We start from the raw sequence: 26,055 nt of genomic DNA on the forward strand, positions 1-26,055 counted from the left end.
ATGCTCTCCCCTGTATTCATTGAGTCGCCTGTTGCCACCAGGCCGTAAACGGTTGGTCCGGTTCGGACAGAATTACCGGTTCACCCAGCATTGGCGTCAGTAGTCGGTAATCCTGACGACGGCTGGCAAGCGCCAGTCGTTTGTAAGGATCATCCCAGGTATGTTTCGCCAGAACGAAACGGCCGGCATGCCCTGGCAACACGGCTTTCGCATGCAGATCGGCCGCAGCCTGCGCCGTCTCTTCAGGCATCATGTGAATAAACTTCCAGTCCTGGTCATATTGACCGTTCTCCATAATCGCCAAATCAACCGAGCCAAACTGCTCACCGATGGCTTTAAAATGCGGTCCATAGCCGGAATCTCCGCTGTAATAAACGTTCTGCTCCGGCGTTTCGAACATGAAGCTCGCCCATAGCGTCTGGTTGCGCTTGATACCGCGCCCCGAAAAATGACGAGCAGGCAGCACATGAACGATCAGCGAATCCGTCACTCTGACGGACTGATTCCAGTCCCGCTCTTCGATTATCTCGCTGCGCATCCCCCAGTAACGCAGATGCGACCCTACGCCGAGCGGCGTAATCACTCGCTTAATTTTCGGCATTAACGCCTTGATAGTGGCGAGATCCAGATGGTCATAGTGATCGTGCGAGATAATGAGCAGATCGATCTCCGGCATCGTCTGCGCAGTCCACGGATAATCCCCGGCAAAGGCTTTGTTCAGGAATGAAAACGGTGCGGCATAATTGCTAAATACCGGATCAATCAGGATACGTTGACCCGCCAGCTGCAAATACCATGAGGAGTGGCCCAGCCAGACCAGAGTATCCTGCTGTGGCGAAAGTCCGGCGAGATCGGTTGCCACCAGCGGTAACGGCTGCGCCGGGCGCGCATTATCACGCTTAGCGACCAGAAATTCCCACCAGGCCGCCAGCATGCCTTTGTTGCCGGTATAGCCCGGTGTCGGCACCTGGTTATGAAACTGTCCATCACGATAGTGAGGTGACTGTTCAACCAAACTCAGTTGTGCCCCTTGCGGAGCCTGACCAAACCCGGCATTGAGTACAAACGGTAAACTTGCAGCTGCGGCAATTAGCATAATAACAACCACACAAACTGTGAGACGCTTCATATCCTGACCTTAAACGCGCCCCTTTCCGCTGGTTTGCGCGACTGACTCTTGATTATGAGTGAGTAAGCACTCATTATAGAAATCGAAAGTTCGCCGTCAAGATGATTTTCAATCTTTGACATTCGCCGTTGCGGTGCTGCAAAGGCCGTGATTCAATCATGTTTTTTACAGACTTAAGGGTAAAGTGTAGTGGCTCGTCCGAAGAGTGAAGACAAAAAACTGGCATTACTGGAAGCTGCAACCACAGCATTTGCACAATCAGGCATTGCGGCATCTACCGCCGTGATAGCCCGCAATGCAGGGGTTGCGGAGGGGACGTTGTTTCGCTATTTCGCAACCAAAGATGATTTGATCAACGAGCTTTACCTCTTTTTGAAGCAAGACCTTTGTCAGTCGATGATGGCAAATTTGGATCGATCGGTGACCGATGCCAAAACCATGACTCACTACATCTGGAACAGCTACATTAGCTGGGGCCTGAACCATACCTGCGGGCATCGCACGATTCGTCAGTTGGCCGTCAGCGAGAAAATCAGCAAAGAAACGGAACAGCAGGCTGACGATATGTTCCCGGAACTGCGCGATCTTTGTCATCGCTCCGTACGACCTGAGTTTATGTCTGACGAGTATCGCGCCTTTGGCGACGCGCTGTTTCTTTCTCTGGCAGAGACCACCATGGAGTTCGCCGCCCGCGATGCAGCTCGCGCAAAAGAATATATTTCGATGGGATTTGAGGCGATGTGGCGCGCACTCACCCGTGAGGAAAAATAATGGACGGCCAGACCTTACATGCCTGTGCAAAGCGCCTTGCGCTCGAACTGCCTTTTACCGAGCACTGCTGGCCATTCGGCCCGGAATACGATGTCTTCAAAGTCGGCGGCAAAATTTTTATGCTGGTCTCAGAGCTTCGCGGACGCCCGCTGGTTAACCTGAAAGCCGATCCGCAAAAGTCACTGTTAAATCAGCAGATCTACCCCAGCATTGAACCCGGCTATCACATGAATAAAAAGCACTGGATATCGGTCTACCCAGGCGACGACATTACCGAGTCATTACTGACGGAGTTGGTAAATGATTCATGGCATCGCGTCGTAGACGGCCTGGCGAAGCGGGATCAAAAACGCCTGCGTCCAGGTTGATTTATCGTTAACTCCGATAAGTGTTTTTGCATTTTCCTGTCTTATCTTTTTCTTGCTAACCCTGTACCCTGCTGAAACAAAACGCACCCGCAGGGTATGAAAAATCACCAGGAGTAGTTATGGATATTGTTTCTGTCGCCTTAAAACGTTACTCCACTAAGGCATTCGATCCGAATAAAAAACTGACCGCTGAGCAGGCCGAAAAATTAAAAACGCTGCTGCAGTTTAGTCCGTCCAGCACCAACTCTCAGCCGTGGCACTTTATCGTTGCCAGCACTGACGAAGGTAAAGCGCGCGTGGCGAAATCCGCAGCCGGCGGCTTTGTATTCAACGAACGTAAAATGCTGGATGCTTCCCACGTCGTGGTGTTCTGCGCCAAAACGGCGATGGACGATGCCTGGCTGGAGCGCGTGGTGGATCAAGAAGAGCACGATGGCCGTTTCGCCACCCCTGAAGCCAAAGCCGCAAACCACAAAGGCCGCACCTTCTTTGCCGACATGCATCGCAAAGAGCTGAAAGATGACAACCACTGGATGGCAAAACAGGTGTACCTGAACGTCGGTAACTTCCTGCTGGGCGTGGCGGCGATGGGTCTGGATGCGGTGCCGATCGAAGGTTTCGATGCGGCGGTCATGGATGCAGAATTTGGCCTGAAAGAAAAAGGGTTCACCAGCGTAGTTGTGGTCCCGGTGGGTCATCACAGCGTAGAAGATTTCAACGCCGCGCTGCCAAAATCTCGTCTGCCGCTGGAAACAACACTGACGGAAGTTTAATCCCCGCATTTGCATAAGCTCTACACAGCGGTCATCATAGACCGCTGTTTATTAAGGAGACGTTATGCAGGAATTGATATCTCAGGTAGAAGAACTCGGCATTGAAATAAATCACACCACCTCACTGGTGATGATTTTTGGCATTATTTTTATCACCGCCATTATTGTTCACGTTATTTTGCACTGGGTGGTATTACGCGCATTTGAAAAGCGCGCCAACGCCAGCTCCCGCCTGTGGCTACAAATCATCACGCAGAACAAGTTATTTCATCGGCTGGCATTCACCCTGCAGGGTATCATTGTCAATATACAGGCCGCACTCTGGTTACAGAAAGGCAGTGAAGCAGCAGAAATATTAGTAACCTGCGCACAGCTGTGGATCATGATGTACGCCCTGTTGTCCTTGTTTTCCCTGCTGGACGTCATTCTCAATCTGTCGCAAAAATTCCCTGCCGCATCGCAATTGCCGCTAAAAGGCATATTTCAGGGCATCAAGCTCATCAGCGCTATTGTCGTCGGAATATTGATGATTTCCCTGCTGATTGGTCAGTCACCGGCAATATTGATAAGCGGTCTGGGTGCCATGGCCGCCGTGTTAATGCTGGTGTTTAAAGATCCGATCCTCGGGCTAGTGGCCGGAATACAGCTTTCAGCCAACGATATGTTGAAGTTGGGTGACTGGCTGGAAATGCCTAAATACGGCGCAGATGGCGCGGTGATTGATATTGGCTTAACCACCGTAAAAGTGCGCAACTGGGATAACACCATCACCACTATCCCAACCTGGTCACTGGTATCGGACTCTTTTAAAAACTGGAGTGGGATGTCGGCTTCCGGTGGGCGACGCATTAAACGCAGCATCAGCATTGATGCCACCAGCATTCATTTTCTTGATGAGGATGAGCGTCAGCGGCTGCATAAAGCGCACCTGCTGAAACCGTATTTGACCACGCGCCATCAGGAAATTGACGAGTGGAATCAACAGTTAGATGCGCCTGAATCGGTATTAAACCACCGTCGGATGACGAATATTGGCACCTTCCGCGCCTATCTGAACGAATATTTGCGTCATCATCCGCGGATTCGCAAAGATATGACGTTAATGGTGCGCCAGCTTGCGCCAGACGATCACGGCTTACCGATCGAAATTTATGCCTTTACCAATACGGTGGTCTGGCTGGAATATGAAAGTATTCAGGCTGATATTTTCGACCATATATTCGCCGTGATCGAAGAATTTGGCTTGCGCATTCATCAGTCACCCACCGGAAATGATATTCGCGCGCTGTCAGGCGCGTTTCAACGCTAACGCTCAGGTACTGGCGCGTGAAATATAGCGCCAGTCCATCATCACCCTTTCCGTCTGCGCGTCAGGATTTTCTATTTTATTCAGCAGCAATCCTACCGCTTTGCGGCCTATATCCCGCGAGGGCTGCTCAATGGTCGAAAGCTGTGGGGAAACCATTTCTGCCAGTTCCGTACCGTCGAAGCCCACGACGGCGATATCCTGCGGGATCTGTAATCCGGCATTGAAAATAGCACGCATCGCCCCAGCGGCAAGCGTGTCCGATACGGCAAACACCGCGTCGGGTTTCACCTCTGCGGCAAGCAATGTTTTCATCGCCGCAATTCCTGCACTGGAACTTAACTCGCTGGCGTATTCTACGGCCTGATACTCAAGCGACAGCGCATGCAGCGCCGCTTTATAGCCACGTTCGCGCAACCGGGCGTATTTATAACTCAGATCATGATTGATTAGCGCAATGCGTCGATAGCCCTTTTCCACCAGGTGAGATATTACCGACTGCGCAGCGTCAACATCGTTAATCCCTACGCAGGAAACCGCGCCTTTATCAGCATATTCCGCGCACTGAACCCAGGGAGCGTCGCCAATCAGCGTGGTCAGTTCCGGTAATTTTGAGAATGCATCCATGGTGATAATGCCATCAACGATTTTCCCCGACAGCAGCTTTAACGCCGATTTTGAGCGGGCGGTATCCGAGCCGGAATTACACAGCAAAATGCGATAGCCATTCTTTTCCGCCTCTTCTTCAATGCCTTTAACAACCTCTGCACAAAAAGGGTTGGCAATGTTGGAAACCATCACCAGAATCATCGAACTGCGTGCCGTACGCAGCTGACGAGCCAGCAGGTTGGGCTGATAATTGCTTTCTTTAATAGCCTGAAGCACGCGCTCGCGATTTTTGGCTTTGACGGTATCACTGTGATTCAGCACACGCGATACCGTCGCCACCGACACACCGGCAAGCTGGGCGATTTTTTGAATAGACATAACGACGACAAATCCTGCGGTTTAGGCTTTACGTTGAGGCTACCATAAAATCACTGCCCGGCGAACCGGGTGCGTGTTTAGCGCTGCACTGATACCCAGCGCTGCTGCTGATGGCTTTTTATAATCGCATCAATGATATACATCACATCCGCACCATCAGAAAATGACGCAAATCGACGCTCCGCCGTCGCGGGCATTTTGCCTGCCTGCACCGCCTGATAGAACTGCTGCATCATATTCTTGAATGCATCCGGCCAGCCCTCAATATGCCCACCCGGAAAGTGCGCACTGGCAGCGACATCCGCATTCATCAATCCTGGGTCATCCGTCAGGATCTGGTTCGCCTGCTGACGGTGCCCGATCCAAAGCTGTTGCGGCGTTTCCTGATCCCAGTGCAGTGAACTCTGGCTACCGTTAATTTCAAAGCTCAGGTGATTCTTGCGCCCGGCACTCACCTGTGAAACGCTAAAGCAGCCTTTGCTACCATCGTCAAAACGTACCAGCACCGATCCACAATCTTCCGTCGTCACCGCTTTATTCTCAAATTGCAGGTCAGCCGTTTGCTGGCCAAACGTAGCGTTACTGGCGATGCTGGCTTTTCGTACCGGCCAGACGATAGCCAGATCGGCCATCACCTCGACAATACGTTTTCCAGTGACGAATTGCACCGTGTCACACCAGTGGGAACCGATATCCGCAACCGCCCGTGAGTTGCCGCCTTGTTTGGCATCGACCCGCCAGTTGTAGTCAGTTTCCAGCAGCATCCAGTCCTGCAAATAGCTCCCCTGGACGGCAAACAGACGCCCCACGCTACCGCGCCTGACCATGCTGGCAGCCTGTTGTACCATCGCAAACTGACGATAGACAAAGCTCACGCCGTGCACCACTCCTACCTGCTCCGCCAGCGTTTCCAGTTCACGAGCCTCATCAGGCGTCATACACAGCGGCTTTTCTGAAAACACGTGCAGACCCGCGCGTAAAATCTGCCGGTTGATGTCGGCATGCAGATGATTCGGCGTACAGTTATGCACCACCTGCAGTCCGGGATGCGCCAGCAGCGCCTCAACGCTGCCGTACGCCTGAGGAATATGAAGAGCATCTGCACGTTCCTGGGCAACCGCCAGCGAGCTATCACAGAGCGCCACCACGTTCACACCGCCGAGTCGACGCAACGCCTCGATATGTGCAGGCCCAATAAAACCGCTGCCAATAATGCCAACCTGTATCATTTGCGTACCTCATCGCCAGCGGCGAAATCATCAAATGCGCGTGAAGAAACCGGAATAATGTGGCGGCGTATAAAATCGCTCCCCTCACGCGCCCCGGTTTGCGCGTCTTTCAGGCAACACTCCCATTCCAGTACCGCCCAGCCAGGGAAATCATATTGTGTGAGCTTGCTGAAGATGGTTTTGAAATCGACCTGACCGTCCCCCAGGGAACGGAAACGCCCAGCGCGATCGAGCCACGGCTGATAACCGCCATAGACACCACTGCGGCTACTGGCGTGGTACTCAGCGTCCTTGACGTGAAACGCTTTAATGCGCGAGTGGTAAACATCGATAAACCCAAGGTAATCCATCTGCTGCAATAACAGATGGCTCGGGTCATAGAGAATGTTGCAGCGAGGATGATGATTAACCAGCGCCAGAAAGCGCTCGAACGTTACGCCATCGTGCAGATCTTCACCGGGATGGATCTCAAAGCAAACATCCACCCCATGATGATCAAAGCGATCGAGAATGGGTCTCCAGCGGCGCGCCAGCTCCAGAAAAGCCTCTTCAAAGCGCTGACGGTTATGCGGTGGCCACGGATATAAGAAAGGCCAGGCGAGCGAACCAGAAAACGTAGCATGCGCCGTCAGCCCCAGCCTTTGCGAAGCCGCAGCGGCCTGGTGGAGGGTTTCGATGGCCCACGCCTGCCTGGCCTGCGGATTAGCGCGTACAGATGGCGGAGCAAATCCGTCAAAAGCGTCATCGTAAGCCGGATGGACGGCAACCAGTTGGCCTTCAAGATGGGTAGATAGTTCGCTAATCACCAGCCCATGCCCGGCCAGCATCCCACGAATATCATCACAATAGGCCTGACTTCTGGCTGCTTGTTCGACATCAAACAAAGACTTGTGATTACACGGGATTTGTAATGCCTTATAGCCCAGCTCCGCCGCCCATTTTGCCACGCCTTCCAGGGTGTTAAATGGGGGACGATCCCCGATAAATTGCGCCAGAAAAATGCCAGGCCCCTTGATGGTTTTCATAACCCCTCCTGAAAATTACGCCTGCTCTTTGTCGTCATACTTGAAAGAAAAAAGGAAAATCACGGCAATCACTGCGGCAGCCACTGCCGGGATCCACCAGAATGTGGTCCACGCCTGAGGCACCGTTTGTCCCGCCACCAGACGGTTGTAAAGTGCGCCTGAAATTTGCGAACCAAGCAGCATACCGATCCCATAGGTAAACATAACGATCATGCTTTGCGCCTGGCCTTTTACTTTCTCCCCGGCAATACGATCGGTGTAAATAAAGCCGACCACGAAGAAGAAGTCGTAGCACACGCCGTGCAGCAGAATGCCGAGATACAGCAGGAATCGGCCCTCTTCGCTGATGCCGAGGGCAAAGAATGCGTAGCGCACAAACCAGGCGCACATCCCGATTAACAACATGTATTTCACGCCCAGACGCCTGAACAGGAACGGGATCACCAGCATGAAGAAAATTTCAGACATCTGACCAAACGACATCGCCGTACTGACATCGCCAACGCCTGCATCAGCCAGAAACGACGCGGTATATGCGTAATAGGTTCCCAACGGTACAGAAATAAGCGTCGCGCAGAGCGAGAAGACAAAAAAGTGACGAACCTTGAGTAAGGCGAAAGCATCCGCACAAAACAGATCGCGCACTTTTACCGGCAGTCCTTTCGCCGGTGCGGGCGTGTTGGGCAACGTCAGGCTGTAGAGCGCCAGAATCACAGAAATAACCGCCGCCAGCGTAAAGATGCCGGTAGTATCCGAGATTCCGGTTACGCCGATAAAAATCCCCGCGACAATCCAGCCAATGGTGCCAAACACCCGCACCACCGGGAAAGTTTTGTCTTTATCCGACAGGCTATGAAAAGCAATGTTGTTGGTAAGCGCCAGCGTTGGCATGTAGCACAACGTGTAGCCAAACAGCAGACCAATCAACAGCGCACCGTTTTGCGCCACCAATGCCTGCGGAACAAACCAGAGGATCGCCGCGCCTGCAAGGTGCATCACCGCCATCACCTTTTGCGAGGCAAAGAAGCGGTCTACCAGCATCCCTAAGACGAACGGCGACAGAATAGAAGCAATGGGCCCGGCTGAAAACGCATCGCCAATCAGCAGCGACATGTTGTGCTGGCTCATCACCAGCCCCAGCGTGACAGACCAACTTCCCCAGATAAAGAACTGTAAGAACATCATTAGCGACAGCCGGGGTACCAGCAGCCGGTACTGTACGTTCTGTTTTCCACTACTTTCGGTTGTTGACACCATTTTTTGCCTCACCTTTAAAAAGTAATCGATTACAAAATAGATTCAATAGAAAAGTAATCGATTACAAAATAAAGATCCTGCCAGCAAAGGCAAAATTGCGAGAGCGGTCACGATAAACATTGAGAGAAGATCCGATCCCATCCTGACGATGGGATCGGTAGAAACTTAGCGGGACTTACGACACAGCAGTTTGAAGGCAACGAACAGGAACAGGATCCACACCGGCAGGAGGATAGCTGACAGGCGCATATCGTCCATCGTACACATCAGCACCAGAATCATGCCAAGGAAAGCAATACACAGGTAGTTCCCTGCCGGGTACAGCAGCGCTTTGAACTGCGTGTCACGTCCCTTACGACGCATCGCCGCCCGGAATCGCAGATGGGCCAGGCAGATCATAATCCAGTTCAACAGCAGCGTCGCCACAACCAGCGCCATCAGCAGGCTAAAGGCCTTTTGTGGCAGGACATAGTTGATCAGTACGACCAGAGACGTAATAGCACCGGAGAGGATCAGTGAATTTACCGGTACGCCGCGACGGCTGACGCGGGTTAAGAACTTCGGCGCGTTCCCCTGGACAGAGAGACCAAACAGCATACGGCTGTTAGAGTAGACGCCACTGTTATATACCGACAGCGAAGCCACCAGAATGACAAAGTTCAGCGCAGAAGCCACCACGTTGCTATCAAGATTATGGAAGATCATCACAAACGGGCTGCTGTTGGATTTCACTTCCACCCACGGGTACAGCGCCAGCAGCACCACCAGAGAACCGATGTAAAACAGCAGAATACGGTACACCACCTGGTTTACCGCCTTTGGAATGCTTTTCTGCGGATCCTGTGCTTCTGCGGCAGTAATCCCGATAAGCTCAAGTCCGCCAAAGGAGAACATAATCACCGCCAGCGACAGGATCAACCCGTTCCAGCCGGTGGCAAAAAAGCCGTTGTAACGCCACAGGTTATCAATGCTTGCATGTTCCCCGCCGTGACCGGAAAACAGCATCCACACGCCAAAACCAATCATGCCGATAATGGCCAGCACTTTAATCAGCGCAAACCAGAATTCCGTTTCGCCATACAGACGTACGTTGACCAGGTTAACCGCGTTGATGATCACGAAGAATGCCGCGGCCCAAATCCAGGTCGGGACATCGGGCAGCCAGTACTGCATGTAGATCCCAGCCGCGGTCAGTTCCGCCATGCCAACCAGCACAAACATCACCCAGTAGTTCCAGCCGGACAGAAATCCCGCGAACGGTCCCCAGTATTTATAGGCAAAATGGGCAAACGATCCGGAAACGGGTTCTTCCACCACCATTTCGCCCAGTTGACGCATAATCAAAAAAGCGATGATCCCGGCAACGCCGTAACCCAGTAACACCGCAGGTCCCGCCATCTGAATAGCCGGGCCAATGCCCAAAAACAGGCCGGTACCAATTGCGCCGCCCAGCGCAATTAATTGAATATGGCGGTTTTGCAACCCCCGCTGAAGCGTCGGCTCATTCGTTGACGCGGCATCAGACACGCTGGTGTCAGATGCAGTTGACGCGTTTTTCACGCCCTTCCCCTGTGTCGTTTTTATTGAAGGGGCTTCTTTTAACATTTCAACCTGGTTGTCGCAAGGCGCAATAAGGACCCGCTGTGCCCGTGGCATTGCGTTTGTTCATAATTACGGTGAATTATTCTGGACGAAAAGGCATCGCAGGCCACAGAATGCGCTTTACTGTTTTTCTAACATTTTCAAACGGGTGAACCCGCTGTGTTTCAGCCACTCGTTTTTGAGCCAGGCCAGGCAACGACTGTCATGAATAAGATCATCAAACGACTGGAAATCGTCAAAAGCGCTATTGAACTGGAAGATGAGGAGATTATTTTCCAGCAGGTAGATCATCTGAAAAATGAGCCTATGTCAGTCTTGCCAGGCGCCATCGTTCAGGCGCTCGAAGCACGGCGCTTTAGTGACGCCCTACGTGAAATCACGGCCTGGCTGCAATCTCAACGGGCAGTCTCAACGTGGCAGGATCCTGCCATTGCCGCCAGTAAACTGGAACTAAAAGCGCTCGAAACACAGCTGCGTGACCTGATCGATAAGCGCAACACGCGCATTCAAATCCTCGATGATTTCAACGATCTGTATCATCTTCGCCTTGGGCCGCTGATGAGCCGGATCCTCGAGTTGCGTAAACAGCTCGCCGCCAGCGCCCAGCGCAAACAGGAAGCGGAGCGAAAACGCCGGGAACAAGACTATCAATCCTGCCAGCACTATATTTCCCAGGCTGTTGATCAACTGGCCAGGCTTAAGCAGCTCTGGATGAACCAGAATTCAGATTCGCGCGAATCGGTGGAAACACGTCAACGAATTCAACAACAAACGGAACTTATTACCGCCCTGCTGGCGGAGATTCGTGAGCTGGAAAACGACTTTTCTCGCCAGGACGACAGCGCAGCCCGTCAGGCACAGGAAGAAGCCAGCCATGAATATGATGAATATCAGGAGCAGCAGCAGGATGCGCAACATCGTTTTAGCCGGGACCAACGACTTTCTTCTGAAGAGCGTAATGAGTTAAAACGCCTGTGGCGTCAGGCCAGCCGTCTTTGTCATCCGGACGTGGTGGCGGACGATCTGAAAGAGAAAGCGCATCAGATGATGGTGCAGCTTAACCAGGCGCGCCAAAATGCCGACCTTGCTGCCGTTCGGGCGCTACTGACTCAATTGCAAAGCGGCCTCGAACCGATGATGGCGAGTGACCGATTGAACGATCTGCAGCATTTACGCAGCAAAATACAGCAGCTCAGAGAACAAATTAACGCACTGCTCAAAGAGATTACCGAACTGGAAGCTGAGAACGCCTGGCGCCTTGCCACCTCCGTGACGGATAAAGAGGCTTACTTCTCCGATCAACAACGGGCGCTTACGGAAATCCGCAATACGCTGGAACAACAGGTGCAACAGGTTGAGCAGGAGCTGTTGGCGGGGTAAGCGCTATCAGCGATAGCAAGCAGAAAATACAACATCTTCAAGGGAGGTTTGAAGATTAAGCACCAAATGATAAAAATAGCACAAAATGCTTAGCCATTAAGATAAGTCAGAGTTATCAACTTAAATACTCGAATTTTAGGTCGATAACTGCAAATAAGACAATATTTCTCTCTCCCACCGCTCTCCCTCTCTCTTTATCCTGGCCTTGATTAAGAATTCTCCTACCTGCCAATAGTCCCATTAAGAAGAATGGTTATCTGTTTGAAATATAAGATTTTTCATATAAATCCCCTCCAGTACAAATAGGAATACCCTGTCTTTATAGAAATGGCTGAAACATTATTCGCGTGATCCATAAGCGAAATCTATCAATCATTTACTCAGAGCTGAAATAAACGATTTATCTTAAATTTTAACAAAGTGTAATATCTACTTTAAGAATAGTTAATGATTCAAATTAATACAGATAATACCTGTTGAATCTGCAATAAATAAGGATGCGTTCACACCAAAGAACGTCATACGAGATTTAATTAACATTTCATGCGTCGCAAGAAACTCTTTTTTTAGCCTAAAAAAAGAGGCGACCGCCTGCACCAAAATTTCAAGGAGATCGTTATGTCTAAGGCTATTTTTTTGGGTGAATCAATTTATCCCTGGCTAGGCATGCGAGAAATCCTACGTGGTTCATCATTATATATTGATATCGCGTACTACTCCTCTCAGACGCTTTCTGCCGTCAACATAATCCCTTATGAAATGGATTGCATCATTATTAATCCTGACAACTCAGATTTTTTAAAATATGCTAGGATTATCCGCAACATGGCTTTACGCCCTGCCACAAAAATTATTGTTTTGGCAGATGAAGCTACTTTTTCTATTTTTCAAACCGTTTGCGGGAGGAACATGCAGTTCCTCGATCAAGACGCCAGCCTAGATCGGTTACTGCATGCCGTGACGTGCATATCACAAAACAAAAAACCAATTGATATCAAAGAAATAAACAACAAAATCACAGCAAACGAATTTAACGTAATGATGATGCTTGCCCGGGGTTGGTCATTGACTCAAATCGCTGGGGCATCACAAAAAAGTGAAAAAACCATCGGGGCGTACAAAAGCAACATTGCCAGAAAACTCGGGAAAAATAACTCCCGACTCAAGTACACCATTTCTCACTATAGCCAGCCGTAACTGACTTATTTAAGGACAATTATCACGGTTATTATTTAAAAGATTTCCTTTCGGCTCACTTTTTAATTCCGCATCGCACGGAAGGGAATCCTATTTCCAAAAATCTATTACCGGGTAGCACATCCGCGTGCCAACCATAGCCAACAACTCAATGTATTAACAATACACATAACAGGAATGTAGACGAGGGTTATATATGAACAAAGTTTACAGCATTATTTGGAACGCGGTGCTCGGTATCTGGGTGGTCGTTTCCGAATTAACCAAAGGAAAGAAAAAAAGCAGCTCACGTAAAACTGTCGCCGTACTGGCGGCCGGCGCATTAAGCGCTGCTTCAATGCAAGCTTCAGCAACTCCGATCATCGACATCGGTGAACATAATATTTTCGCCGACTACCAGACAGGTATTTCTGTTGGGGATTATGAGGGTGTCCACGACTACGGATTCTTATATGAAGATATCACTGCTGGTCAGGCGCTCAATATCAGCGGCGCGATCCCAACCATCAGTCCGGGTCAAAGTGGCGTTGTTGAATCAACGACCATCAGAGAGCTACTGCAAACCGGCAAAATCACCCTGCAGGCCACCAGCCCTGACCAGGGCGTAAAAACGATTACTACCGCCGAGGAGCTGGCGGAATACCTGACTTATAACCAATCATCAACGCCTTCGCAGAGCACAGAATTTGAGATTAACGACCCGGCGTTCCCCGGCGAAAAAACAACCATTAAAGTCTTTGATACCAACGCGTTAAGTAACTTTCTTACCGAATCACAGATTGGCGATTCGGCATTAAACACTTACGATCCGACGCAGTCTAAAATCTACAAACAATTTGGCATCGCGCTGGCGACAAACGGCTCCACGGCCAATCTGAATTTGGGCGACGACACGCTCAATGTACGCGCCAAAGCCAATACCATCGAATTACTGGCCAAAGACTCCTCCTTACTGGAGGCTCAGGACGCGGGTAGCCAGGTTTACTGGCAATCCGATAACTTTATAAAATTTAACGCCGCCCCGGTTATTCCTGAAAAAACCTTCGCCGGCTCAGCGCAAACCTCCGTGTTTGGCGATGATGTCACGCTCATGACCTACGGCTATGATACGGACGGCAAAGTCGTCGAAACGGGTGAGCGCACATTTAACATCACCAACACGCAGGAGTTGGCCGAATTTAACGACTGGCTGTTGGGCAATAGCAGCGACGCGGCGGAAAACCCGGAAGGCGAAAAAGTCAGCCAAATCCAACTGTGGCTGGAAGCGAATGAAGTCACTACCGTCACCGCAGCACAAACGAAGTATGCCGAGCTGATTGATGGTCTGATCAATTCCAGCAAGCCCTCTGACGTGCTCAGTTGGGATTACGACGTCTGGACAGACGGCTTATCGCATGTCAATAACGCGACCGCTGGCCGCGGTGAACTGCATGCTATTTACGCCAACGGCGCAGGCACCTCCGGCACCCTGAACAAAGATGCGATTCTTGCCGTTGACGGCAGTATTAATGGCGTCATGAAAGCCGTTGATGGCGGGGTTATCACAAACTTTGGCGAACTGAACGCATTACGAACGTCTACCGGGCAGAGCCTGGCGATTGGCATGCTGGCAAAAGACGCGACGGCAACCAACAACGGGATGATCAACTCAGGGCTGTTTATCGATAAAGACGGCAACCAAAACGTCAACAGCTATGGCGCATTTGGTATGCAAGGTCAAGGCACCAGCCAGATCGCTAACAACGGCATCATCAACCAGGCGATCACCACCGATAACTTTGGTACCGCTTCGGCAGCCGATCCCTGGAGCAAAGACGTCCCCGCTTCTTCGCTGACGCTGGCGATTGGTATGCAATTGTCTGACGATGCGCAAGGGGTCAACAACGGCGATATTAACGTCGTAGACGGACGTAAAAGCGGTACATCCTTTGCCAGCGGCACCGCTTATGGCGTAGAAGTCGCCGGGAATGCCACCTTTACCAACGCTCAGAATGCCTCTATTTATCTTGGTCGCGACGCAAGCGATCCGGCTAAAGATGTCACCATGGCAGGCGGTTCCAGCCTGAGCGCCGGTATTATGATCAAGAGCGCCAAAGAGGTGATTAACAACGGCCTTATCACGCTGGGAACCGGCGTCCGTAACGCCGCAGGGATTTTGGTCGGAAATGCCACGGGCAACGTCCTCAATACCGGCAATATCGTGATCAATGGCGGTTCTAAAGGGGGCAGCAGTAAAAACTACGGCATCTCCGTACACGACAGCGGCGCAGAAAATAATCAGGAAATCCGTAACGACGGCAAGATTAACGTGAATGGCACCAACAACGTAGGGATCCACGTTAGCGCCAATAACAAAAATGCCGAAGTCACCACCAGCGCTGCAGGCTCTATCGTGGTGGACGGTGAAGGCGGCGTCGGTAATCGTAACTACGCCATCTGGGCGGAAGGTGGCGCCAACGGTCAGGCAGTAGTCAACGTCTACTCTAATATTACGCTGGATAAAGCCGGTAACATCGGCGTCCACGTGCGTGATAACGCCATCGCTAACGTTGACAGCTTAAGTAGCCCCTCATTTAACAGCACCGATCAGATTGGTTATTACCTGTATGGTAAGGGCGCTACCGCCAATATTGGTCAGGCGGTGATGAATGACAACGGTCAGGATCGCACCACCATTTTCCGTATCGCCAATGGCGCATTGCTGGCCGGTAATACCACTAACCCGAAAGATCAGTCCACCTCCAACCTGGATTTGACTCTCAGCGGTAACAATTCCGTGGGCGTACTCGCCACCGGCGCAGGCAGTAACGTAGATACCGGTGAAGCAACGTTTACCGTTAAGGGCACTGACTCTGCGGCGCTGGTTATCGAAGGCGGCGCGAAAGGGACCATCAGCGATAAAACCACCATCAATTTAACCGGTGAAAGAACCGTTGCCGGGGTTGTGGATGGTCAGGCGCATCAGTTGAATGGTAATACGCAGGGCAATGCCACGAGCACGACCCTCACCTCAAACGCGAAGATCACCTCTGAAGCCAGCGGCAACAAGGTAATCGCCTATGTGGCGAGGAGTCTGGGCAACCTGATCCTCGATACCAAATCGATTATCGATCTGGCCAGCGTCGACAGCATCGGTGTCGATGTTCAAAAAGGCGGTAGCTTAACCAATAACTCCTCCCTCGCCCTGCATGTCAGCAACGGCATCGGCGTACGCGCCTCAGGCTCCAGCGCGCAGATTAATAAGCTGGGCAAAATTCAGGTTGATGATGGCACCGCTGGCGTTCTGTTGACCCAAGGGGCAAGCCTGCTGATTAACGGTATGACTGGCGACAGCATTACCACCGATGGCTCCGCGGACGGTATTCGCCTGGCCGAAGGCGCTGGCGCTCTGGCCGCGCAAAGCGTGATGATCCGCGCTGATGGTACCGGTGCCGGTATTCAAAACGATGCCAACAACACCAATATCACGCTGCGTGATGTCACCATCGACTCCAACGATGGCCCAGGGATCCGCACCAGCGTGGCGCTGACCATGAACGATGGGCTGAACAACATCCTCAACGTCAACGGTAAAGGTACCGGCTTCGCCTTTGAACAACGTAATGGCGACGCGGTGACGGGCAATCTAACCATCGGCAAAGGCTATACCATTGAGGTACTCAACAGCGAAGGCAGCGGTATTCGCGCCAATACGGACGGTCGTATCACCACCAATGCCGACATCAACGTGCATGACAGCGCAGGTGGTTCAGCAATCATCGCGAAAAACGTTAGCGCATTGACCAACAGCGGCAAGATTATCTCTGCCAGCACCACCTCACCAGTAATAGACGCCAGCGGCGACAGCAGTAAAGCCATTACCAACACGGGAACCCTGCAGGCCATCAACGACTCGGCCGTGGCAGTTCAGTCTGGTAAAGGCAATGACACCATCGATATCAGCGGCGGTGTGACCAGCGGCGTAATCAACACCGGTGAAGGTACGGATACCTTCAACTGGCGTAGCGGCTCTTATGCTGGCGAAGTGAATTTCGCGGGTACTGGCGGTAACAATAAAGCCAACATTGGCAATGTGACGCTGGATAAAACGCGCCACATCCTTACCGCAGCGGGAACGGGCAACGCCCTCACCTTCACTGATACAAAAGGTGCGAAGATTGGTACGCTGGCTAGCGACAACCTGAATACCGGTACCAACATTGGCACTGGCTGGGATTCACTGACCATCAGCGGGTCAAATGCAGATGTACGCATCGTTGAAAACCTGAATCTGGCGAGCGAAACCCTTGCTGTAAACAATGGCGCCACGCTGCGTACCGGCGACCACGTCGAACCAACCAGCACTGCCGCAAGCATTGGCGATTACAATGTCACCACCCAGGGCGCAGACAGCAAGGTTATCTTCGATACTCAGGGGGATACCTCAACAGCACAGATCTATCGCGGCATCATCAGCGGCGACGGGAAATTTGAACGTGCGGCGGGCGGTACCACGGTATTTACCGCCAACAATAGCTACACCGGCTCTACCACCATTGATCAAACCGGTACGCTGCAGTTAGGTGACGGTGGAAATGAAGGCGAAGTGAGCGCCGTCTCTGACATCATCGACAACGGCGTATTGGCGATTAATCGCGCCAACACCGTGCTGCTCAACGGTGTGATCTCCGGTATCGGCGCGCTACAGCAAATCGGCGGCGGCATTACCCGTCTGAACGGCAACAATACCTATACCGGTAACACCACCGTTACTAACGGCACACTGCTGGTGAATGGCGATCAAAGCGCGGCGCGCGGCGTCACCACCGTCAGCGGCACGTCCACACTGGGCGGTAAAGGCATTATCGGCGGCAACGTGCTGATGAACGATGCCACAACCATCAGCGCCGGTGACGGCGGTGCGGGTACGCTATCTGTTAACGGTAATCTGCAGCTTGGCAGCAAAACGACCTCCGCTTTTGAACTGGGCCAGGCCTTTACGCCAGGCGGTGCGCTAAACGATCTGGTGAACGTGGCAGGCGATCTGCAACTGGACGGGACCCTGGATGTTACCACGTCGCAAGGCGGTAACTTCGGACCGGGCGTGTACCGTATCTATAATTACGGCGGTACGCTGGATAACCAGACGCTGGAGCTGGGCGCAATACCGGACAGTCAGGATAAGAGCAATATTTTTGTCCAGACCTCTATCGACAAACAGGTCAACCTGGTGAACGCCAACGGCGTTACCCTGCAATTCTGGGACGGGGCGACGGTAAGTCAAAGCCACGGCGCGTCGGGCATTGAGGGCGACAGCAAAATTGACGGTGGCGATGGCAAATGGATGGCGATCGGCAGTCAGGGTGATAACAACTGGACCACGGCAACGGGCGAAGGTAACGCACCTTGGGCGCAGAAGTCCTTTGCCGTCTTCACCACCAAAGGTGGCACCGTTACCGTGGATAACGCCGCAGGAGAAGTTAACTTCTCCGGGGCACAGTTTGACGCCGATGGCTATGTCGTTAAAGGCGACGCACTTAACGCTTATGCCACCACGGAAAACGCGACTCACGCCGGCCAGACGCCGGGAACCGGTGAACTGCTGCTGCGCGTTGGCGCGGGTGGCGCGGGGCAAAACTATACCGCGACCATTGAGTCCGTCATCCGCGAAGCCAGCACGACTGACAAGCTGACGCTGGTGAAAACCGACCTTGGCCGTCTGATCCTCAGCGGTGATAACGCGTATCGCGGCGGCACACGCATTGATGGCGGTACGTTGCAGATTTCCGCCGACAGCAACCTCGGTCAGAGCGGAACCGACCTGGCTATCAACAATGGCTCCACGCTGCAGATGGGTGCGGACCTGACCAGCAATCGCACCATTGCGCTGGGCGCGAATGATAACGCGGCGGTGTTTGACCTCAATTCACATAACTTCACGCCAACCGGTGAGATTACCGGCGACGGTAAACTGAAAGTCACCAGCAGCTCAAGCGATGCGGGCAGTACCTTGTCGCTCAATCGCGCGAACAGCTATAAAGGCGACACAGAAATTGCCGGTACCGGAAATGCCAACAATGTGACGGTCAACGTCAGCAAAACCGGGGCCTTTGGTAGCAATGAAAGCAGCACCGTGAACGTCAATAACGGGGCAACGCTCAATGTCAGCGGAACAGAGACCAGCCTGAAATCCCTGACCATGAACATCGCCGACAGCCTGTTAACACTGGCGGATAACGTCACCGCCGCGAGCGCAAAACTGAACCTGACGGGCACAGCGAAAGCGCTGTTAACCGATAACGCCACCGCGGGCGAGGCGACGGTTAACGTGTCAAAAGACAGTACGTTGGCGCTGGAAGAAAACGCCAGCGGTGGTTCTGCAAGCGTGAATAACAGCGGACTGATGACCTTTGCGGACCAGGCGTTAGCAGAGAATACCGTCGTTAAAAACCTGGCGGGCGGCAAGGTCGATATCAGCGCAGTCGACAGCGCAACATCTATCGGCTCGTTGTCCGGCGCGGGGAATGTCGAACTGGGCAATAAAGAATTGTCGCTGGGTAATCTGCATCTTGATGACACCATCAGCGGCATTATCAGCGGCAACGATGGCAGCCTGGTGAAAATCGGTGACGGCACGTTAACGCTGACCGGCGATAACACCTGGACCGGCACCACGGACGTCAATGAAGGCGTACTGCTGGTCAACGGTAATCAGTCTGCCGCGACCGGTCAGGTGACGGTGAAATCTGGGGCAACGCTCGGCGGGAACGGTATTATCGGCGGCGCGGTTGATGTACTGGATGACGGCCATATTACCGCGGGTGCGGCCATCAATAGCGTGGGTAAACTGACTACCGGTTCACTGACGCTCAGCGATAACGCACAGCTTGATTACCAGTTTGGTCAGGCCTATACCCCAGGCGGAGCCTTCAATGACCTGATAGATATGAATGGCGATCTGACGCTCGACGGTAAGCTCAATATCCAGACCTCTCCAGGCGGAAGCTTTGACGTTGGTGTTTACCGCGTCATCAACTACACCGGCACATTAACCAACAATGTGATGGACATTGCCGACGCGCCGGAAGCTGCGGACAGCCTGTACGTACAAACCTCGGTTAAAAACCAGGTTAACCTGGTCAACCATGCCGGGCTGACGCTACGTTTCTGGGACGGCACCGGCGGTGAGAATGGCGAGCTGAAAAACAACGGCGTCATCAACGGCGGCGACGGTATCTGGCAATCCAGCCAGGGTAATGACAACTGGACAACGGATGAATCAACGCCAGAAGGCGCGCTGAACGCACCGTTTACCGATGCCGCGTTCGCCGTCTTCCAGGGTGAAGCGGGCAATGTAACCGTCGATAACAGCAAAGGCGACGTCATCATCAGTGGCGCACAGTTCGCCACCGATGGTTATCGCGTGGGCGGTGAAGCCATTACCGCCGATACGGCTAATACGCTGATTCGCGTCGGCGATGGCACAGTAGACGGCGCTAACTACACCGCGACTATCGACAGCGTGATCCGCGGCACCGGCGGCCTGAATAAAGGCGACCTCGGTACGCTCATCCTCACTGGCGACAATACTTACAGCGGTGGAACCACCATCACCTCAGGTACGCTGCAGGTGGCGGGTGATACCAACCTTGGCGCACCAGAGACGGGAATTACCTTTAATGGTGGTACGCTGAAATATGGTGAAGCGTTTGATACCGCTCGTCAGGTGACTCTGGAATCCGGCGGCGGGACATTCGACACCAACGGACATAACGTTTCTCTGCTGACGGAAGTCGAAGGTAACGGTCAGTTGACCAAAACTGGTAAAGGCTCCCTCACCCTGACGCTGGATAACACCTACACCGGTGGCACCACCATCGAGCAAGGCGTTTTACAGCTGGGTAACGGCGGTGATATCGGCAGCATTCAGGGGGATATCGTTGATAACGGCGTACTCAACGTCAATCGTGGCGATACCCTGGCGCTGACCGGTAATATCAGCGGCGAAGGCCAACTGCATCAAACCGGCAGCGGTGTTACGGAGTTGCATGGTGAAAACAGCTACAGCGGCGCAACGCTGATTGCCAACGGTGTACTGCAGGCGGGTAATACCAACACTCTGAGTAGCGCATCACACCACTACGTTGTCGCTGACACCACCCTCAACACGCAAGGTTACAACCAGACGGTAGCGGGACTGAGCAACGGCGGCGATGTTTCACTCATCGGCCAGCAGACTGGCACAACGTTAACCGTCAAAGGGGATTACACCGGCGAAAAAGGGACTATTAACATGGCGGCCACACAAACTGGCAGCGGCGCAGGCATTGCCGACCGTCTGATTATCGATGGCGGTAAAGCCAGCGGTAGTACGCTATTGGATGTCGATGGTTCTGGTCTCGGCGCACCAACTATTGGTGATGGTATCGAAGTGGTAACCGCGCTCAATGGCGCAACCACTACGGCACAAACGTCACGAGACGCCTTCCATCTTGCCGCCGATCGTATGGCTGCAGGCGCATTTGAGTATCAACTGCATGCGGGTAACGCTCAGGGTCAGGGTGAAAACTGGTATCTGAGAAGCGAATATCGTCCAGAAACTATGCTGTATTCTGGTCTCGCCAGCGTCGTTCGTCAGGGCGACATCAGCCTGTTAGGCAACATGCACCAGCGTATGGGTGACGAGGTTAAACCAGGTATTGATGAAGACAATCGCGCCTGGGCAAGAATGATTGGCTACTCCGGTAAAACCAAACTGGATGATGCGGCTGGAACGCAAACCAGCTCCCACACCATGGGGATTCAGGTTGGCGTCGATATGTATGCCAACGAAAGCTGGAAAGCCGGGATGTATACCAGCATTCTTGATATCGACAGCAACGTGAAAGGCACGAAGACAGGCAGCGACGGCAAAGGCGGCAACATCGACGACAACGCGTTTTATGTCGGCGGCTACGCCACCTGGTTCTCGGGCGACGGGATGTATGTTGATAACGTCCTGCAATACGGTAACCATAAATCCCGCCTGGCGGCGACCGGTAACAACGGCTCGTATACCGTCAGAGGCAACACGCTGACGGCGTCAACAGAAGTGGGTAAATCGTTCCGTTTAGGCGCCAGCGCATGGAGTCTGGAACCTCAGGCTCAGCTGATCTATCAACACAGCGACTTTGATAACGGGCGGCTTGATGGTGTGACCCAAACGAAAGTGAAAATGGATACCGCGGATTCCTTTACCGCCCGTCTGGGCGTGCGTCTGGTCGCTGACTATGACACCAACCATGGCAAATTCCAGCCTTACGGCAGGGTCAACGTCTGGCAGGGTCTGGGTTCAAAAGACAAAACGCACTTTAGCAATGCGGTAGCCACCACCACGCTTGAGTCTTCACAACAGTACTCCAGCACTGAAGTTGCAGCCGGTCTGTCATGGTCTATCGACAGAAACCTGCAGGTTTACGGAGAACTGGGTACGCAATTTAGTAACGGTGGCAGTAAGTCGCAGGTTGAAGCGCCGGTTAATGCATCAATTGGCTTTAAGAAATCGTTCTAAGCTGACATAAACTCGCTAGCCCTCTGTTTAACAGGGGGCTTTTTTTTGCCTGTCACAGATACAAAGCTACCTGATGCGCTTAACGTATCAGGCCTACGGACTTATTTTTATAGGCAGGAAAAGCGCGGGAGCGGCCCTCTGGCAACGCGAAACAAACGAGATTCAGGGGAACAACAGAGAGGGAGAAGATTAAGGATTATACTGCGTCAGGAGTAACGGGATCTCTTCTGCTAACACTGGGGGAGAAATGAAAAAGCCTTGAATTTTGTCACAACCAATCTGCATCAGCCGGTCCAGTTCGGACTGGGTTTCCACCCCTTCAGCAAGAACTTCAATACCAAAATTGTGCGCCAGTGAAATTATACCCTCGACAATCTTTGTTGAGCGGGTATCGGGTTCAATGCCGGCGATAAATTCCTTATCAATTTTTAAGGTATCAAAAGGATATTTCAACAGATAGTTAAGATTGGCGTGGCCGGTTCCAAAATCATCAAGGGCAATTTTGACCCCGATCGCCTTCAGCTCCGTCATATTTTTAGCCGCAACCTGACTGTCGCACAGCGGCGACGTTTCCGTGACCTCTATCTGGCATCGATGGGGCGGGAGACCACATACAGTAAGGTTTTTTCTGACGCGTTGGGGTAACAGCGGATCGCAGAACTCAAGCGCGGAAATATTGACGGACAATACAAGGGGCTCTGGCCAACGGGTTGCCACATCCCAGGGAGTGTGGGTAACCATATCTTCAATTGACATGATATTGCCGCTGTCTTCCAGCAAGGTAATAAAAACATCGGGAGAGATCATCCCCATCTGGGGGCTATTCCAACGCATTAATGCTTCAAACCCGCTAATACGCTGATTACACAAATTAAAAATTGGTTGATAAACCATATAAAGCTGACTGGTATTCAATGCCTTTTCAAGCGCGGTTAACACCTCACTAGAATTAAACATTCATCTCTCCCTCAACAAATCATAAAAATTAAAAACCAGTCAATATCACTCCCGAATTGTATCTACTATTAGGTGTGTTACATCAGAATAGAATGGCCAGGTTAGGGTAAAAAAGACATACGATGGGTAAATCTGACAATTAATTTATTTAATTCCGAGGTATTGGTCAGTCCCAGCTTGGTGACGACCCTCATTTTATGCGCCTGGATAGTTTTATAATTCAGGCTGACTAACTCTGAAATTTCTCTGGCGGTATATCCGTTTACCAATAAATTCAGAATCTGCTGCTCTCTCTCGGTTAATCTTTTCTGTGAACGATACAGCCGGGGATTCCATTTCCCGGCCGTTAACGACGCCAGTTGACCGAAATCGCGCAGTGAAGATTTCTCCGTCAAAACTATCGTTTTTTCAACATATAATAACTCTACACATAATTTCGCCACCAAACTATCAGCAATAATTACCACGACATTATTATAAAACTTGAAGCGGTTTTTATTCAAAAACTGCACGATAGTTGAACATGGTTGTTCGTTATCAATGATATTAAAAACCATGGTTTGATGCTGGCATAATGATGACTGATGCAACATATCCTCAAACTGGAATGTTTGTATCGGTACATGTTTGCTTGTCAGGTAGGCGAACAAACCGTTGCCCACAAAATTATCACTGCCACACATCAACATCCTGTTCATCGCTCCTTATCAGCATCAAATCTTGTTACTCATTAAAAATTTAATAATAATCTTCTCGACCTCTGCCTCTTCACGACGATTTTTAAAATCGAACTCACATGAGATCTGATGACAGGCATACAATTGATTATCCTCATCAAATTCATTGATCATGACGACATCGATCACTTTCAAATCCAGCTGTAAACTGCCAAACGTATCAAAATCCAGCGCGGCATTTTTAATCACCGCATCTTTATAGAGAAAACGGGAGTTCACATCTTTAACAATTAATGCACAACCGCCCTGCGAGATGTTTTTAATCTTCAGAGAGTAGTTTTCTCCGTTTTTGTAACGACCAAAACAGAAAAAGTCGTAACCCTTCAGGAAGGAAAAACGCTGATTTTGTCGCTGCTGGGCAAAGAAAATCATATCCGGGATGAAGTAGGATAATCCTGCTTGTGCACCTGCTGATAAGGTTTGTTCGAATCTGGCACTAAATTTTACAATCCCACTTTCACTGTGCAGGATAAAGTACTGGACCTTTTCAGGAACAATGTCTTCGTGTCCGGAGATGACAAACCGCTCGAAATCAATCTTCTCTAACTGCGTGATAACACTATGGTTTTCACATAAAACTTCAAGTTTCGTTTTCTTGTGCAACTCTTCACGAAGGGTAGCGATGATTTCAAACTTGTTGTCCTTTGCTAATCCAAAGCTCATTCTAAAACCCTTATTTCCATATTTAAGAGATGTCTCGCTTTTGGTTGCTCACAAAACGCGAGATCAGCATCCACCCCTGGTGCTTAATTACCATAGTGGATTCCATGTCGAACAGTTGGTTAAAAATTAAGTTTTTAACTATCTTTAGCCATTTATTGATACGTAAAAACATTTAATCAAAGTTAATTCTAGCTGAAGCCATGCCTAAAACCACATGAAGTTGTTGGCTAACTATAACAAAAGAGAATAATAAAATTTTTTGAGATGTCATTTTGAGATAACAAATAGCAAGAACTACACAGAAAAAAATAGAGGGAAATGAATGGGTTTTGATGGAAGGACCACGAAGTATGCGGACTGGCGTGCTATCGCAAGAAGAAGAGAAAATGCTTACGGCACTATATCATTAACCAGGAATATAGCTCCGACTAGTAATTGTGAAAAAGTGAATAATTATATTTCACCTGTAAAATAAATTTACCTTAGGGCAGAAAAAAGGCCAGCATCCTGCTGGCCCGGTAATTACCGAATCGAACTATAGAGGCTTACTGTCTTACAGAGGGTACAACGTTAAAAATTCAATACTTTTGCTTAATAATTGATCGCGATGAATCTGCGATGATCATCACCGCTCCCGCCAGCATTAATGTGTCTTTCAACACCAGACGCCCGGCTCCGGACAAGTACGGAAAACCGTGGTGCAAATCGCCCAGTGGCATCACCCATGCTTCCGGTGTGGTAATTAAAAATGATAACGTCACAATCGGAGTAGCAAATGCCAGTACGCCACCAATTAATCCCAACCAACGGCTAACAGGATTAGCCAGCACCAGCAATGCGATCAGCACTTCGACTACGCCCAGACCATTGGAGAACGTATAGGTGTTATTCGCCTTCTGCCATTCCCGCTCCTGCGGTTTAAACTCACCTTCGTGGGTTAAATGCTGCTTATATTCTTCTGGATGTTCATAAAAAAATGACATTACCGGACTATTGGCAACAAATGGCGTAATACTATCGGCTTCGTAAGGTACAAATTTCAATAAGCCAATCCAGATAAAAACAATGGCAATACTCAGGCGAATCAATGTTAATCCAATTCTATCGCCCTTGCTGAGTAAACGCAGATACTTTTCCATTCAGAC

At 51.1% G+C, this 26,055-nt stretch carries 17 protein-coding genes; 7 read left to right on the forward strand and 10 right to left on the reverse strand.

What is annotated here, in order from left to right; all coding sequences use genetic code 11:
* Positions 1-16: 16 nt before the first annotated feature.
* Positions 17-1,129: an MBL fold metallo-hydrolase gene (locus O6D90_RS16745; protein ID WP_016152174.1), complete on the reverse strand. Its 1,113-nt coding sequence runs from the start codon at positions 1,127-1,129 to the stop codon at positions 17-19.
* 189 nt (positions 1,130-1,318) lie between these two features.
* Between O6D90_RS16745 and O6D90_RS16750 the strand changes: the two genes are divergently transcribed.
* The 4 genes from O6D90_RS16750 (at position 1,319) to O6D90_RS16765 (ending at position 4,350) form a co-directional block, all read left to right on the forward strand.
* Positions 1,319-1,900 (forward strand): TetR/AcrR family transcriptional regulator, encoded by a 582-nt coding sequence (locus O6D90_RS16750; protein WP_016152173.1) that lies wholly within the window; start codon positions 1,319-1,321, stop codon positions 1,898-1,900.
* Positions 1,900-2,268: an MmcQ/YjbR family DNA-binding protein gene (locus tag O6D90_RS16755; protein ID WP_016152172.1), complete on the forward strand. Its 369-nt coding sequence runs from the start codon at positions 1,900-1,902 to the stop codon at positions 2,266-2,268. The genes O6D90_RS16750 and O6D90_RS16755 overlap by 1 nt, the downstream gene beginning before the upstream one ends.
* A gap of 119 nt (positions 2,269-2,387) precedes the next feature.
* The gene (gene nfsB / locus O6D90_RS16760) at positions 2,388-3,041 is read left to right on the forward strand and encodes an oxygen-insensitive NAD(P)H nitroreductase (protein ID WP_016155937.1); all 654 of its coding nucleotides are present in this window, start codon (positions 2,388-2,390) and stop codon (positions 3,039-3,041) included.
* A 64-nt stretch (positions 3,042-3,105) separates the two neighbouring features.
* A complete protein-coding gene (locus O6D90_RS16765) occupies positions 3,106-4,350 on the forward strand; it encodes a mechanosensitive ion channel family protein (protein WP_016152170.1) in 1,245 nt (414 codons plus the stop codon).
* A 3-nt stretch (positions 4,351-4,353) separates the two neighbouring features.
* Here the strand turns inward: O6D90_RS16765 and O6D90_RS16770 are convergent, their stop codons facing one another.
* The 5 genes from O6D90_RS16770 to pheP all read right to left on the reverse strand — a co-directional run bounded on the left by O6D90_RS16770 (position 4,354) and on the right by pheP (position 10,405).
* Entirely contained in the window at positions 4,354-5,334 is a 981-nt protein-coding gene (locus O6D90_RS16770) for a LacI family DNA-binding transcriptional regulator (protein ID WP_016155936.1), read from the reverse strand.
* A 77-nt stretch (positions 5,335-5,411) separates the two neighbouring features.
* Positions 5,412-6,563, reverse strand: coding sequence for a Gfo/Idh/MocA family protein (locus O6D90_RS16775; protein WP_016155935.1), 1,152 nt, complete (start codon positions 6,561-6,563; stop codon positions 5,412-5,414).
* Entirely contained in the window at positions 6,560-7,588 is a 1,029-nt protein-coding gene (locus O6D90_RS16780) for a sugar phosphate isomerase/epimerase family protein (RefSeq protein WP_016155934.1), read from the reverse strand. The genes O6D90_RS16775 and O6D90_RS16780 overlap by 4 nt, the downstream gene beginning before the upstream one ends.
* 15 nt (positions 7,589-7,603) lie before the next feature.
* Positions 7,604-8,845, reverse strand: coding sequence for an MFS transporter (locus tag O6D90_RS16785; protein ID WP_016155933.1), 1,242 nt, complete (start codon positions 8,843-8,845; stop codon positions 7,604-7,606).
* A gap of 165 nt (positions 8,846-9,010) precedes the next feature.
* Positions 9,011-10,405, reverse strand: coding sequence for a phenylalanine transporter (gene pheP, locus O6D90_RS16790; protein ID WP_032931079.1), 1,395 nt, complete (start codon positions 10,403-10,405; stop codon positions 9,011-9,013).
* A gap of 246 nt (positions 10,406-10,651) precedes the next feature.
* Here pheP and O6D90_RS16795 point away from each other — a divergent pair, with 246 nt between their 5' ends.
* The 3 genes from O6D90_RS16795 (at position 10,652) to O6D90_RS16805 (ending at position 22,553) form a co-directional block, all read left to right on the forward strand.
* Positions 10,652-11,827, forward strand: a complete 1,176-nt coding sequence (locus O6D90_RS16795) for a DnaJ family molecular chaperone (RefSeq protein ID WP_016152164.1) — start codon at positions 10,652-10,654, stop codon at positions 11,825-11,827.
* Between the two features lie 618 nt (positions 11,828-12,445).
* Complete coding sequence (locus O6D90_RS16800; protein WP_016155932.1) at positions 12,446-13,024, forward strand: helix-turn-helix transcriptional regulator; 579 nt, start codon at positions 12,446-12,448, stop codon at positions 13,022-13,024.
* Positions 13,025-13,220: 196 nt separating this feature from the next.
* Complete coding sequence (locus tag O6D90_RS16805) at positions 13,221-22,553, forward strand: autotransporter outer membrane beta-barrel domain-containing protein (RefSeq protein WP_271143131.1); 9,333 nt, start codon at positions 13,221-13,223, stop codon at positions 22,551-22,553.
* 189 nt (positions 22,554-22,742) lie between these two features.
* Here the strand turns inward: O6D90_RS16805 and O6D90_RS16810 are convergent, their stop codons facing one another.
* The 4 genes from O6D90_RS16810 to rclC form a co-directional block, all read right to left on the reverse strand.
* Entirely contained in the window at positions 22,743-23,510 is a 768-nt protein-coding gene (locus tag O6D90_RS16810) for a putative bifunctional diguanylate cyclase/phosphodiesterase (RefSeq protein WP_016155930.1), read from the reverse strand.
* Between the two features lie 101 nt (positions 23,511-23,611).
* A complete protein-coding gene (locus tag O6D90_RS16815) occupies positions 23,612-24,199 on the reverse strand; it encodes a helix-turn-helix domain-containing protein (protein WP_019076223.1) in 588 nt (195 codons plus the stop codon).
* A 24-nt stretch (positions 24,200-24,223) separates the two neighbouring features.
* Positions 24,224-24,910, reverse strand: coding sequence for a flagellar brake protein (locus tag O6D90_RS16820; RefSeq protein ID WP_016152158.1), 687 nt, complete (start codon positions 24,908-24,910; stop codon positions 24,224-24,226).
* A 578-nt stretch (positions 24,911-25,488) separates the two neighbouring features.
* Positions 25,489-26,049 (reverse strand): reactive chlorine resistance membrane protein RclC, encoded by a 561-nt coding sequence (rclC, locus tag O6D90_RS16825; protein WP_016152157.1) that lies wholly within the window; start codon positions 26,047-26,049, stop codon positions 25,489-25,491.
* Positions 26,050-26,055 lie beyond the last annotated feature (6 nt).

The organism is Citrobacter sp. 21OH12SH02A-Citro, assembly GCF_027919895.1.
Taxonomy (GTDB): Bacteria; Pseudomonadota; Gammaproteobacteria; order Enterobacterales; family Enterobacteriaceae; genus Citrobacter; species Citrobacter braakii.